The organism is Streptomyces sp. NPDC048288 (assembly GCF_043201555.1).
Lineage (GTDB): Bacteria > Actinomycetota > Actinomycetes > Streptomycetales > Streptomycetaceae > Streptomyces.
Map to the genome: position 1 here is coordinate 140,297 of NZ_JBICZD010000012.1, position 13,314 is coordinate 153,610.

Consider the following 13,314-nt stretch of genomic DNA (forward strand, 5'->3'; position numbering starts at 1 on the left):
CCGAGTCCCTTCAGAAGGCGGTGAGATAGCGGTCCAGCTCCCAGGGGCCGACCGTGGAGTGCCAGTCGAAGAACTCCTCGCGCTTGAGGTCGGCGAAGTAGCGGCTCACGCCCGGCCCGGCGGCGTCGAGGGTGCCGCTGATGACGTCGTCGGACTGGAGGGCCTCGACGGCGTGCAGCAGGGTCGGCGGGAGTTCCGGTCCCTTGCCCCCGGCGCCCGGCTCGCCCGGGTCGAGGCCGCGTTCGATGCCGTCGAGTCCGGCGGCCAGCGCACCGGCGGCGGCGAGGTAGGGGTTGGCGGCGCCGTCACCGCCGCGCAGTTCGACGCGGTTGCCGTCGGGGACGCGCACGAAGTGGGTGCGGTCGTTGCCGCCGTAGCCCGCGACCCGGGGCGACCAGGTGGCGCCGGAGCGGGTGGAGACGGCGCCGGTGCGCTTGTAGGAGTTGACGGTGGGCGCGATGACGGCCTGGAGGGCGCGGGCGTGCTCGACGATCCCGGCGACGAAGGAGTAGGCGAGCGGGGAGAGGCCGAGGCCGCGGGTGTCCGCCGGGTCGGGGAAGGCGGGTTCGCCGTCCCGCCACAGCGACAGGTGCAGGTGCATGCCGGTGCCGGTGCGGTCGGTGAACGGCTTCGGCATGAACGTGGCGGTCATGCCGCGCTGTTCGGCGAGGACCGACACCAGGTAGCGCATGGTGATGACCCGGTCGGCGGTGGTGAGGGCGTCGGCGTAGCGGAAGTTCTGCTCGAACTGGCCGTTGCCGTCCTCGTGGTCGTTGGCGTAGTTGCCCCAGCCGAGGCTGTTCATCGCGGTGGAGACGGCGGTGAGGTGGTCGTACATCCGGGTCAGGCCGCGGGCGTCGTAACAGGGTTGCGAGGCGGTGTCCCTGGCGTCGGCGACGCTGAGGACGCCGTGTTCGTCGCGGTTGACCAGGAAGTACTCGACCTCGGCGCCCACGGCCAGGGAGAGTCCCCGGGCGGCGGCCCGCTCAAGCAGCGAGCGCAGGATGACGCGCGGGGCGTAGGGCCAGGGTTCTCCCTCGACGTACGGGTCGCAGTGGACGAGCGCGAGGCCGGGTTTGACGAAGGGGAGCGGGGTGTACGAGGAGACGTCGGGCCGGGCGACGACGTCCGGGTCGCTGGGCTGCTGGCCGAGCGCGCCGGCCGCGTATCCGGCGAAGCCGACGCCCTCGTCCCGGAGTTCCTCGACGGCCTGGGCGGGGACGAGCTTGGCGCACGGCTTGCCGGTCAGGTCGACGAAGACGGCGAGCACGAACTCGATGCCGTCGTCCCGGACCAGTGCGGCGAGGTCGGTCGTCATGGGGGGCCTCCCGGGAGGTGTCCACTGACATGAATCACTGTTGCACACCAGTAGACAGTCGGTGCGTTACGGCGGGATTTCCGCCCGGGAAGTTCCCCGTAAGCCGAAGGGCCGGTCACCGCCTCCGAGGAGGGATGACCGGCCCTGAGGAGCCGTCAGGAGAGGTCGGCGGCGGCCTTGTCGGCGACGAGGGCCGGTGTCGGCCCGCCGTCGGCGATCCACAGCGGCTTCAGCCGGTACGTCAGCAGGTAGAGGACCATGCCCGCGCCCGCCGCGACGAACATGCTCAGGTCGCCGGCGCCGGGGAATGCCTTCGAGAACGGCCCGGTGTAGAAGCTGGACTGCCAGAACGGCACCGACGCGGCGACCCCGCCCGCCCAGGCGACGAACCCCCAGTCCAGGATCCGGCGGCGGTCGTAGAGTTCGGCGATCCGGGACGGGTCGGAGCGGCCGCCCAGGTAGAAGTCGAGCAGCAGCACGGCCGCGAACGGGGCGATGAAGTAGGCGGTGAGATTGAGGAAGACCTTGAACTTGTCCTCCGTGCCGGACTCGCCCCACAGGCTGATCGCGTAGGCCAGCAGGCAGATCGCGGTGACCGCCTGACTGCGGCTGACCGGGACCTTCAGGGTCTGTACGGAGATCGCGCCGCCGTAGACGTTGAGGAAGTTCTGCGCGAGCGCGGACAGGCCGACGGCGATCAGGGCCGGGACGGCGAACGGGCCCGCCAGTTCGTGCAGCGCGGTGATGGAGTCGGAGCTGGTGGCGCTGCCGCCGACGACCACGCCGAGGATGCCCAGCCAGCAGATGGTGACGAAGTTGCCGAGCCCGGTGTACCAGGCGGTGCGGGTGACGACCTCGGGGGTGTCGGGGAGGTAGCGCGAGTAGTCGGAGGCGAAGGGGGCCCAGGCGACCAGGAAGGAGAGGAACCAGCCGCCGAAGGTGATCCAGCCGCCGGTGGCCCCGATGTATCCGGAGGCGTGCGGGTCGGCGTGGAAGAAGCTGCCGCCGCGCACCACGGCGACCACGGTGATCAGCAGGAACAGCGGGGTCAGGACGTAGGTGAGCACCCGCTGGAGGTAGTTGATCATGTTGTAGCCGTAGATCGACACCACCAGCTCGGCCGCCGTGAGCACGGCCGCGCACAGCCAGAACGGCAGATGCGTCAGCTCGGCGAACGCCTTGCCGCCGAGGATCACGGTGACGGAGGCCCAGCCGATCCCCGCGAAGACGTTGATGTAGGCCACCGGCAGGAAGTTGCCGAAGAAGCCCAGCGGGCCGCGGGCCTGGATCTGCTGCGGCACCCCGAGCCGTACGCCCATCCGGGACATCACGGCCATCAGCAGGGAGCCGAGCGCCGCGCCGATCACGATGGCCGTTGCCGCGGCGCCGAAGCTCAGCCCGAACCAGGCCGCGCTGAAGCCGAGCAGGATGATCGGGAAGTTGAGGCCGGCCGCGAACCAGACGAAGAACTGCGAACTGGGCCTGCCGTGCCGCTCGTTGTCGGGGATGTGGTCGACGCCGAAGGGCTCGACCTTGGTGACCGCGCTGCCGTAGACCGGCGCCGGTGTTCCTTCTGTCATGCGGTGCTCCTGCTCTTGCTACGGGAGGAAGGTCACCACGGCAGCGGCGCCGTGTGCGAGATGTCGAAGAATCCGCCGCCGCTGTAGACCAGCGGGGCGAGGTCGTCGTGGCGGGCGGAGACCACCCGGCCGGTGAACACGGTGTGGCTGCCGGCCTCCAGGCGTTCCCCGATCTCCACCTCCAGCTGGGCGCAGGAGCCGTCGATCAGCGGGGCGCCGAAGGCACCGGGCGTCCAGGAGATCCGGGCGAACTTGTCGTCGCCCTTGGCGGCGAAGGTCTTCGCGACGTCGAGCTGGTCGGCGGCGAGGATGCTGATGCCGAGGTGGCTCGCCCGGTGCAGGGCGGGGTGCGTGGCGGAGCTGTGCTGGACGCAGACCAGCACCATCGGCGGGTCGAGGGAGATGCTGGAGAAGGCGTTGCAGGCCAGCCCGCGGGGGGTGCCGTCGTCGTCCGTGGTGACCACGGTGACGCCGGTGATGAACTTGCGGTGCACCCCGCGCACCAGGTCCGGGTCGACGGCGGCCTGCTGTGCGGTGGTGATGATCCCGAGCGCTTCGAGGAGCTGACGGGAGTCGAAGGTCACCCACTCCTCGGCCACGGCCGGGCCTTCGAAGCGGGCGAAGGTGGCGCCCGAGACCTCGACGGGTTTGCCGGTGGGCGGCACCCCGAGGAAGGCGCCGGTGTGGCGCCCGGTGCTGCGCCAGCGGACCGCCACCCGGTCGCCGTCCTCGACGACGTCCTCGATCTCGGTGCGCAGGTCGGGGAACGCCTCCCGCACCGCGCGGACGGAGTCCTTGAACTGGTCGCGGGTCTGGGTGGCGCCGGCGGGGCCGCGGCGGCGGACGTAGGAGGGGCTGAGCAGGTCGTCCAGGGCGTCGACCCGCCCCTGGTCCCAGGCGGCCCGCCAGGCGGAGCGGAGGAGGGAGGTGCGGTCAAGAGTGTGGGTCATGGCGGTCCCATCGGTCAGCTCTTGTATGGCAGAGGACGGTAAGTACGCCACACAACCGTGTCAACACCCCCGACGCAAAAGCTCGATCCGCCCTGGTAGACGCGTCAAATACACAGGTCATGCTTGTTTCGACGAGGTGAACCCTTGACGGGCCCGATCCGCACTCCTAGCCTCGCTTGCATGGCACAGCCGAAGTGGAAAGGACACTTGATGCGGTTCTCGATATTCCACAACCTCGGAGCGCCCGGCCGGCTCGGTGAGTACGCCCAAGTCATGGACGAGGCACGCGAGTTCGCCGTAGCGGCCGAAGAAGCGGGGTTCTGGTCCACCTGGTACACGGAGCACCACTTCGGCCACGAGGCCATCGAGATCACCCCGAACCCGGTCCTCATGGGCGCCGACATCGCCGCCCGCACCTCGCGCATCCGGATCGGCCAGGCGGCCTCCATCGCCACTTTCTGGCATCCGCTGCGCCTGGCCGAGGACATCGCGATGCTCGACCAGCTCTCCGGCGGCCGCGTCGAGGTCGGCCTCGGCCGGGGCCTGTACGGCCGCGAGGCCCTGAACCTCAACGCGCTCGCCGACCCGCGCGACCAGGAGCAGAACCGGGCGCTGTACGACGAGACGGTGGAGATCCTGCGCAAGGCGTGGAGCGGCGAGTTCTTCGCGCACCACGGCCGCTTCTACGAGTTCCCGGCCCCCGGGGTGAAGTGGAACCACCCGCTCTCCCCCGCCACGGACGACTACACCACCGATGGCGTGATCACGAAGATGCAGGTCACCCCGTTCCCGCTGCAGCGCCCGCACCCGCCCCTCTGGCAGGTCATCGACAGCCCCCGCTCCATCCAGGCCGCCGCGGCCGACGGCGTCCAGGGCATGTTCTGGCTGCCGCCGGTCTCCGCCCTGAAGGAACGTTTCGAGCTGTACCGCACCACGGCCAGCCTGGCGTCGGGCCGGGAGTACGCGCTCGGCGAGGGCATCGGCCTGGTCCGTGACGTGTACGTCGCCGACACCATGGAGCAGGCCCGCGCCGACTTCGAGGAGGCGCTGATGACGACGTACCGCTGGATCATGCACTGGCGGGGCCTGGCCAACCTGATGGAGGCCGACGAGGAGCTCACCGACGCGCACCAGCTGTCGTACGACTTCCTGCACGGCCGCAACCTGCTGGTCGGCACCCCCGAGTACGTCGCGGAGAAGATCGCCGAACTCCGCGACGAGGTCGGTCTTGAGCACCTGCTCCTGTGGACCACGCACCCGGGTCTGGAACACCGCAAGGCGATGCGCAGCCTGGAGCTGTTCGCGGACAAGGTCATGCCGGAGTTCACCGCATGACGGACATCCGCAAGGTCGTGACCGTCGTCGACGAGGTGCTGCTGGAACTGGGCCGCCCGGTGGCCGCTCCGGCACGGCGGGTCGCGGTCGCCGCGGTGATCCGCAACCCGTGGGCCGGGCGCGGCTTCGTCGCCGACCTCCAGCCCGAGGTGGAGGCGGTGGCACCGGAGTTGGCGCAGCTCCTGACCGGCAGGCTGATCGCGGAAATCGGCGGCGCCGACCACGTGGAGGCCTTCGGGAAGGCGGCCGTGGTCGGGCTCGACGGCGAGGTCGAGCACGGCGGAGCGCTCATCCACACCCCGTACTTCGGCAACGTCCTGCGGGAGCTGACGGAGGGCACCTCCATCATCGTCTTCAACGACGACCGGCTGCCGGCGGGCGAACCGCTGACCGTGCCGCTGTGGCACAAGACGGCCGCCGCGACCCGCTCGCACTACCAGACCGTGCAGATCAGGGTCCCCGACGCGCCCCGCCCCGACGAGATCGTGGTGATCGCCGCCGCCGCGTCCGGGCCCCGCCCCAACGCCCGTATCGGGGACCGCCGTACCGACCCCGTGGTCCGCCTCGCCGACCTGGAGAAACTGGAGAGCGCCCGATGAACGTCCGGAAGATCATCACGTACACGGAGGACATCCACACCGAGGGCGGCCGACCGGTCGACCCGCCCGCCCGTACGGCGGTGGTGCTCGCGGTGATCGAGAACCCGTGGGCGGGCCAGGGCTTCGTGGCCGACCTGCTGCCCGCCATCGACGAAGTCGCCCCGCAGCTCGGCGAGTTGCTGGCACCCCGGGTGGTCGCCGCGCTCGGCGCGCCGGTGGAGGCGTACGGCAAGGCGGCGATCGTCGGCCTGGACGGGGAGATCGAGCACGGCTCGGGCCTGATCCACACGCTGAAGTTCGGCGACCACTTCCGCAAGGCGGCCGACGCGACCACCCTGCTGCCCGCGGTGGAGAAGCGGGCGGCGGCCGGCACGGTCTTCGACATCCCGCTCAAGCACGTCACCGACGCGACGATCCGCTCCCACCACCAGAGCATCGAGGTCCGGGTCCCGGACGGCCCCCGCGCCGACGAGATCGTCATCGGCCTCGCGGCGGCGGCCCAGGGCAGGCCCCAGGCACGGCTGGCTCCGCTGGCCACGGAACAGTGACATGACGGCGGCGGCCTTGAGCCACGAGATCCACGGCGACGGTACGGATCTCGTGCTGCTGCACGGTGTCGGGCTCGACCGGAGCATGTGGGCGCGCTGTCTGCCGTCGCTGGCGGCACGGCACCGGGTGACCCTGGTCGACCTGCGCGGGCACGGCGACTCCCCACCGGCGGCCCCGGGCGTGTCACTGGCGGACCTGGCCGAGGACGTGGCCGAACTCCTGGACGGGCCGACCCATCTGGTGGGCTTCTCGCTGGGCGCCCTGGTGGCCCAGCAACTGGCCGTCACACGAGCCGAGTTGACGGCCACCCTCACCTTGGTCAGCTCGGTCGCCGGGCGGTCGGAGGAGGAGCGGACGGCGGTGGCCGGGAGGCGGGAGCGGGCGCGGGCGGATTTCGAGGGGTCGGCGCGGGCGGCGGTGGACCGCTGGTTCTCCCCTCAATGGCGGTCGCGTGAGCCGGAGTCGGCGGACCGGGTACTCGCCACACTGCTGGCGAACGACCGGACTTCGTACCTGGCCTGCTACGACGTGTTCGCGACGGCGGACGGCCCGCTGTGGCCCCGGTTGCCCGAGATCAAAGCACCGACACTCGCGGTGACCGGTGCGGACGATCCCGGTTCGACCCCGGAGATGACCCGCCGACTGGCCGACCGAATTCCAGGTGCCCATGCGGAAGTCCTGCCCGGAGCACGCCATCTGCTGCCGCTGGAACGCCCTGAGGAGCTGACCGAGGTGATCCTGAAACACACGGCACCCTGGGCGCCCCTTTAGGGGCGCGGGGAACTGCGCGAGCAACCACACTCAACCCGCACCCGAGGAGCCCACCGCATGCCCCCACTCCCCCGCCACGACCACTACATCGCCGGAGAATGGACCGCACCGGCCTCCGGCGAGTACTTCCCCAGCCTCAACCCCACCACGGCCCAGCCCTGGTACGAGGCCGCGAGCGGCACCGCCGAAGACGTCGACCGCGCCGTCCGCGCCGCCCGCACCGCCTTCGAGGACCCCCGCTGGCGCGACCTCAGCCAGACCCGCCGGGGCCGCCTGCTGCGCAACCTCGCCGACCTCATCGGCGAGCACGCCGAGGAACTCGCCCGCACCGAAACCCTCGACAACGGCAAGCTCCTGCGCGAGATGCGCGCCCAACTCGCCGGTCTCCCCGAGTACTTCCACTACTACGCCGGCCTGGCCGACAAGATCCACGGCGAGGTCATCCCCGGCGCGAGCCGTGACCTGCTCAACTACACGCTGCGCGAACCCGTCGGCGTGGTCGGCGCGATCACCCCCTGGAACTCCCCCCTCCTCCTCACCGCGACCAAGCTCGCCCCGGCCCTCGCCGCGGGCAACACCGTGGTCGTCAAGCCGTCCGAGCACACCTCGGCCTCCCTCCTCGCCCTCGCCCCGCTCTTCGAGGAGGCCGGCTTCCCGCCGGGTGTCGTCAACGTGGTCACCGGCTTCGGCCCGACCGCGGGCGGCCCCCTCACCGAGCACCCGGACGTCGCCAAGGTGACCTTCACGGGTTCCACCGAGACCGGCCGCCGTATCGCCCGCACCTGCGCCGACCGGTTCGTCCGCTGCACGCTCGAACTCGGCGGGAAGTCACCGAACATCGTCTTCCCGGACGCCGACCTGGCGTCGGCGTCGATGGGCGTGATCGCGGGCGTCTTCGCGGCGGCGGGCCAGACCTGTGTGGCCGGCAGCCGGGTCCTGGTGCATGAGGACGTGTACGACGAGGTCCTGGAGCGGGTGACCGCGCGGGCCGCCACCATCCGGATCGGCGACCCGCTGGAGGACTCCACCGAACTCGGCCCGCTGGCCCTCGCCGACCAGCTGGCCAAGGTCGAGTCGTACGTCGCACTCGGGCTGGCCGAGGGCGGCAAGGTGGTCTGCGGCGGGGCCCGGCCCGACACCGGTCTCGACGGCTGGTTCTACTCCCCCACGGTCTTCACCGGTACCGACAACGCGATGCGGATCTGCCGGGAGGAGATCTTCGGCCCGGTCGCCACCGTCCTGCCGTTCGCGTCCGAGGAGGAGGCCCTGGCCATCGCCAACGACTCGGCGTACGGCCTGGCCGCGGGCGTGTGGACCCGGGACGTGAACCGGGTGCACCGGATGGCGGCGCGGCTGGAGGCGGGCACCGTGTGGGCCAACACCTACCGGTCGATGTCGCCGATGTCCCCGCGGTCCGGCTTCAAGAGCAGCGGCACGGGTGTCGAGCACAGCACGGAGGTGATCCGGGAGTACACGCGGCTAAAGAGCGTGTGGGTCAACACGAGCGAGGAACCGGCCGGTGACCCGTTCATCCTGCGGTCATGAACGACCCTTGTATGGCAGAGCGGCCGACATCGCCACGGACTGTTGACGTCACCCGACGCCCCCGACTATGTTCACGTACCATGCAAGAACCCAGTGGCCGGGCGCGGAAGCCGCTCCAGCAGACGAGCATGCAGGCGCGCGTCGCCGAGGAGCTGCGGCAGATGATCATCACCGGTGAGCTGCCACCGCGCTCCAGCCTGTCCGAGATGGCGCTGTCGGAGACCTTCGGGGTCAGCCGTACCCCCATCCGCGAGGCCCTGAAGCAGTTGCAGATCGAGGGCCTGGTGGAGGTACGGCCGCGGGTCGGCACGTTCGTCGCGGTGCCCTCGCGGCGGGAGATCACCGAGCTGTTCCAGATGAAGGAGCTGCTGGAGGGCGCGGCGGCCCGGCTACTGGCCTTCCGGGGCAACGTGCCCGAGGTGACCCGGCTGCGCGACAACATGCGCGAGGCCGACGAGGCGGTGCGGGCGGGTGACGCCGAGGGGTACGGGCGGCTGGTGCACGAGTTCCACGACCTGATCGTCGTCGGCGCCGACAACACCAAGCTGGAGGCGCACTACCGCACCCTGATGAACCAGCTCGCCTATGCCCGGCTGGTCCGCACCTCGCTGGCCCAGCCGGGCCGCCTGACCGAGTCGGACCACGAGCACCACCGGGTGCTGGACCTCGTCCTCGCCAAGGACGGCGACGGCGCCGAACGGGTCATGCGCGAGCACGTCCGGCGCAGCCATCAGGCGCTGCTGGCGGGGATGGACGAACGGGAGCAGGCGGAGGGGGACCCGGGCGGGGCCGGTTCCCCGAGGTGACCGTCAGGTCCCGGCCTCACCTGGGCGTCTGCTCCGTGGACGCTCCGGAGGCGGTGCCGGGCGCCGGGTAAACTCCGTGCACGTGACTTCAGCCGCACCCGCCAAGCCCCGCATCCCGAACGTCCTCGCCGGACGCTACGCCTCCGCCGAGCTCGCCACGCTCTGGTCGCCCGAGCAGAAGGTGAAGCTGGAGCGGCAGCTCTGGCTCGCCGTACTGCGGGCCCAGAAGGACCTCGGGATCGAGGTGCCGGACGCGGCGATCGCCGACTACGAGCGGGTCCTCGACACCGTCGACCTGGCCTCCATCGCCGAGCGCGAGAAGGTCACCCGGCACGACGTGAAGGCGCGGATCGAGGAGTTCAACGACCTCGCCGGGCACGAGCACGTGCACAAGGGCATGACCTCCCGTGACCTGACGGAGAACGTCGAGCAGCTGCAGATCCGGCTCTCGCTGGAGCTGGTGCGCGACCGTACGGTGGCCGTCCTGGCGCGTCTGGGCAAGCTGGCCGGCGAGTACGCCGAGCTGGTGATGGCGGGCCGCTCGCACAACGTGGCCGCGCAGGCCACCACCCTCGGCAAGCGCTTCGCGACCGCCGCCGACGAGCTGCTCGTGGCGTACGGCCGCGTGGAGGAGCTGCTCGGCCGCTACCCGCTGCGCGGCATCAAGGGCCCGGTCGGCACCGCCCAGGACATGCTGGACCTGCTGGGCGGGGACGCGGCGAAGCTGGCCGAGCTGGAGGACCGGATCGCCGGGCACCTCGGCTTCTCGCAGGCGTTCACCTCGGTCGGCCAGGTGTACCCGCGCTCGCTGGACTACGAGGTGGTGACCGCGCTCGTACAGTTGGCCGCCGCGCCCTCCTCCCTGGCCAAGACGATCCGGCTGATGGCCGGGCACGAGCTGGTGACCGAGGGCTTCAAGCCGGGCCAGGTCGGCTCCTCGGCGATGCCGCACAAGATGAACACGCGGTCCTGCGAGCGCGTCAACGGCCTGATGGTCATCCTGCGCGGCTACGCCTCGATGACCGGCGAGCTGGCGGGCGACCAGTGGAACGAGGGCGACGTGTCCTGCTCGGTGGTGCGCCGGGTGGCCCTGCCGGACGCCTTCTTCGCGCTCGACGGCCTCCTGGAGACCTTCCTGACGGTCCTCGACGAGTTCGGTGCCTTCCCCGCCGTCGTCGCCCGCGAGCTGGACCGCTACCTCCCCTTCCTCGCCACCACCAAGGTGCTGATGGGCGCGGTGCGGGCGGGCGTCGGCCGTGAGGTCGCGCACGAGGCGATCAAGGAGAACGCCGTCGCCACCGCACTCGCCATGCGCGAGCAGGGCGCCGAGCGCAACGACCTGCTGGACAAGCTGGCGGCCGACGAGCGGCTGCCGCTCGACCGCGAGCAGCTCGCCGCGCTGATGGCCGACAAGCTGTCCTTCACGGGTGCGGCGGCCGCCCAGGTCGGTGTCGTCGTCGGCCGGATCGAGGAGATCGCCAAGCAGCACCCGGAGGCGGCCGGCTACACGCCCGGAGCGATCCTCTGACCCGCTTCACGGCGGCGGAGCTGGAGGCCGCCCGCGACCGTCTCGTCCCGGACGTGATCGCGGACGGCCTGCACGTCCTGTTCTGCGGGATCAACCCCGGCCTGATGACGGCGGCCACCGGGCACCACTTCGCCCGCCCCGGCAACCGCTTCTGGCCGGTGCTGCACCTGTCCGGCTTCACACCGAGGCTGCTCAAGCCCGCGGAACAGGGTGAGCTGCCGTCGTACGGGCTCGGCATCACCAACGTGGTGGCGCGGGCGACCGCGCGGGCCGACGAGCTGACGGCCGCCGAGTACACCGAGGGCGGACGCCTGCTGACGGCGAAGGTGGAGCGGGTCCGGCCGCGATGGCTGGCCGTCGTGGGCATCACGGCCTACCGGGCCGCCTTCGACGACCGCAAGGCCCGGATGGGACCGCAGGAGCGGACCATCGGCGACACCCGGGTGTGGGTGCTGCCGAACCCCAGCGGGCTGAACGCACACTGGACGGCGGCCACGATGGCGGAGGAGTTCGGGCGGTTGCGGGAGGCGGCGCGGGGCTGACCGGCGGAGGGGGCCGCGTCCCGTCGGGGGGTGGTCAGGCGTCCCGTCGGTGCAGGCTCCGGGCGCCGGCGAGCAGTGCGGCCGCCGTCCACAGTGCGGTGACCGCGAGTCCGGTCCACGGGCCGAGGGAGCCGTGCCGGGTGCTGTGCAGCGCCACCTGGCCGGCGCGGTCGGGCAGCAGGTCGGCGATGCCTCCGGAGAGGTCGCCGATCACGAAGGACACGGTCAGCAGGAACGGGATCAGGACGGACAGCGTCGCGGTGCCGCTGCGCAGTACGGCGGTGAGTCCCGCCGCGAACAGGGCCATCAGCGTCAGGTAGACACCGCAGGCCACCGCTCCGCGCAGTCCCTCTGCCCACGTGGGACGGGCCGCTCCGAGCAGGTACTTCCCCAGCGCCAGCGTGGCGAGGCCGGTGACCAGGCCCACAGCGAGCACTGGCAGGGCGATCGCCGTGGCCTTGGCGGCGAACCACCGGCGCCGGTCGGGTACGGCGGACAGGGCCAGCCGCAGCGCGCCGCCGCGGAGGTCGGACGAGACGGCGGTGGCGCCGAAGGCGATCGCCGCGATCTGCCCGAAGGAGACGCCGAAGAACACCGTGAAGAGCGGGTCGGAGCCGTCGTCGGTGCCGGCCGCCACGAGCCCGGAGAAGGCGACGGTGACGGCCAGGAGCGCGCCCAGGCCGCCGACGAGCGGGCGCAGGGTCCGTATCTTGATCCACTCGGCGTGCAGGACGGGCAGGACGGGCTGGACGGGCACGGTCAGGCCTCCTGGTGGTGGTGTGCGGTGAACTCGGCTTCCGCCGACGTCAGATCGAGGTAGGCCTGCTCCAGGGTGGCCTCCTCCTGGGCGAGTTCGAGGACGGGGACGCCGGCGTCGGCCAGGACGCGCCCAATGTCCTCCACGCGCGCGTGGAGCACGGTCCAGGCGCCGTCCGCGCGGCGCCGCGCTTCGTATCCGTGCCGGGTGAGCAGTCGGTCGAGTTGCCCGTCGTCGGTGGTGCGGACCCTGGTCGCGGGCCGCACGCGCGCGTGGATGAAGTCCCGGACCGGGGTGTCGGCCAGCAGGCGGCCGCGGCCCAGGACGATCAGGTGGTCCGCGAAGGAGGCCGTCTCGTTCATCAGATGGCTGGAGACCAGTACCGTGCGGCCCTCCGCCGCCAGCCGGCGCAGCAACCGGCGGATCCAGACGATGCCTTCGGGGTCGAGGCCGTTGGCGGGCTCGTCGAGGAGGACCACCTCGGGGTCGCCGAGGAGGGCGGCGGCGATGCCGAGCCGCTGGCGCATGCCCAGGGAGTACGTCCGTACCCGGCGCCGGGCGGCGGGGGCGAGGCCCGTCTCCTCCAGCACCTCGTCGACCCGGCGGTCCGGGACGCGGTTGCTCGCGGCGAGGGCGCGCAGGTGGTCGCGTCCGGTGCGGGAGCCGTGCGCGGCGTCGGCGTCGAGCAGGGCGCCCACCCGGCGCAGGGGCTCGTGGAGTTCGGGGTACGGGCGGCCGCCGACCGTGGCGGTTCCGGAGGTGGGGCGGTCCAGGCCGAGGACGAGGCGCAGGGTGGTGGACTTGCCGGCGCCGTTGGGGCCGAGGAAGCCGGTGACCCGGCCGGGGTGGACGGTGAAGGTGAGGTGGTCCACGGCCCGTCGGCCGCCGTACTCCTTGGTGAGGTCGTGCACGTCGAGGCTGGTCATGGCCAACACTCTGGCCGGTGGGGCGGGTTGGGCTCCTCCCCCGCCGGTGGAGATCGTCTCCCCCGCCCGGGGGAGGTCCGTTGTCAGTGGTGCCTGTCACGATGTCCG

The 13,314-nt window shown here is 71.6% G+C and carries 13 protein-coding genes; 8 read left to right on the forward strand and 5 right to left on the reverse strand.

From position 1 onward, the window contains the following. Nucleotides 1–10 precede the first annotated feature (10 nt). The 3 genes from glnT to ACGFZS_RS36900 all read right to left on the reverse strand — a co-directional run bounded on the left by glnT (nt 11) and on the right by ACGFZS_RS36900 (nt 3,848). On the reverse strand, nt 11–1,318 hold the full coding sequence (gene glnT / locus ACGFZS_RS36890; RefSeq protein ID WP_393798755.1) for a type III glutamate--ammonia ligase: 1,308 nt from the start codon (nt 1,316–1,318) through the stop codon (nt 11–13). 155 nt (nt 1,319–1,473) lie between these two features. Further along, the gene (locus ACGFZS_RS36895; RefSeq protein WP_393798756.1) at nt 1,474–2,898 is read right to left on the reverse strand and encodes a purine-cytosine permease family protein; all 1,425 of its coding nucleotides are present in this window, start codon (nt 2,896–2,898) and stop codon (nt 1,474–1,476) included. Nucleotides 2,899–2,930: 32 nt separating this feature from the next. Then, nucleotides 2,931–3,848, reverse strand: a complete 918-nt coding sequence (locus ACGFZS_RS36900) for a flavin reductase (protein WP_393798757.1) — start codon at nt 3,846–3,848, stop codon at nt 2,931–2,933. A 210-nt stretch (nt 3,849–4,058) separates the two neighbouring features. Between ACGFZS_RS36900 and ACGFZS_RS36905 the strand changes: the two genes are divergently transcribed. From ACGFZS_RS36905 to mug, 8 genes are all read left to right on the forward strand, one after another. Beyond that, nucleotides 4,059–5,183, forward strand: a complete 1,125-nt coding sequence (locus ACGFZS_RS36905) for an LLM class flavin-dependent oxidoreductase (protein ID WP_393798758.1) — start codon at nt 4,059–4,061, stop codon at nt 5,181–5,183. Then, nucleotides 5,180–5,782, forward strand: coding sequence for an amino acid synthesis family protein (locus ACGFZS_RS36910; protein WP_393798759.1), 603 nt, complete (start codon nt 5,180–5,182; stop codon nt 5,780–5,782). Before ACGFZS_RS36905 ends, ACGFZS_RS36910 begins: the two co-directional genes overlap by 4 nt. Continuing rightward, a complete protein-coding gene (locus tag ACGFZS_RS36915; protein ID WP_393798760.1) occupies nt 5,779–6,330 on the forward strand; it encodes an amino acid synthesis family protein in 552 nt (183 codons plus the stop codon). The genes ACGFZS_RS36910 and ACGFZS_RS36915 overlap by 4 nt, the downstream gene beginning before the upstream one ends. 1 nt (nt 6,331) lies before the next feature. Next, nucleotides 6,332–7,102, forward strand: coding sequence for an alpha/beta fold hydrolase (locus tag ACGFZS_RS36920; protein ID WP_393798761.1), 771 nt, complete (start codon nt 6,332–6,334; stop codon nt 7,100–7,102). A gap of 57 nt (nt 7,103–7,159) precedes the next feature. Further along, nucleotides 7,160–8,647: an aldehyde dehydrogenase gene (locus ACGFZS_RS36925; protein WP_393798762.1), complete on the forward strand. Its 1,488-nt coding sequence runs from the start codon at nt 7,160–7,162 to the stop codon at nt 8,645–8,647. Nucleotides 8,648–8,727: 80 nt separating this feature from the next. Further along, nucleotides 8,728–9,453 carry a GntR family transcriptional regulator gene (locus ACGFZS_RS36930; RefSeq protein ID WP_393798763.1) on the forward strand — a complete coding sequence of 242 codons (726 nt, stop codon included), beginning with the start codon at nt 8,728–8,730 and terminating at the stop codon, nt 9,451–9,453. Between the two features lie 76 nt (nt 9,454–9,529). Continuing rightward, entirely contained in the window at nt 9,530–10,981 is a 1,452-nt protein-coding gene (gene purB, locus ACGFZS_RS36935; protein ID WP_393798764.1) for an adenylosuccinate lyase, read from the forward strand. Beyond that, nucleotides 10,978–11,523: a G/U mismatch-specific DNA glycosylase gene (gene mug / locus ACGFZS_RS36940; protein ID WP_359219632.1), complete on the forward strand. Its 546-nt coding sequence runs from the start codon at nt 10,978–10,980 to the stop codon at nt 11,521–11,523. The genes purB and mug overlap by 4 nt, the downstream gene beginning before the upstream one ends. A 34-nt stretch (nt 11,524–11,557) precedes the next feature. On the opposite strand, the gene ACGFZS_RS36945 is transcribed toward mug, so the two are convergent. Then, a complete protein-coding gene (locus ACGFZS_RS36945) occupies nt 11,558–12,280 on the reverse strand; it encodes an ABC transporter permease (protein ID WP_393798765.1) in 723 nt (240 codons plus the stop codon). Nucleotides 12,281–12,282: 2 nt separating this feature from the next. Further along, entirely contained in the window at nt 12,283–13,206 is a 924-nt protein-coding gene (locus ACGFZS_RS36950; RefSeq protein ID WP_393798766.1) for an ABC transporter ATP-binding protein, read from the reverse strand. Nucleotides 13,207–13,314 lie beyond the last annotated feature (108 nt).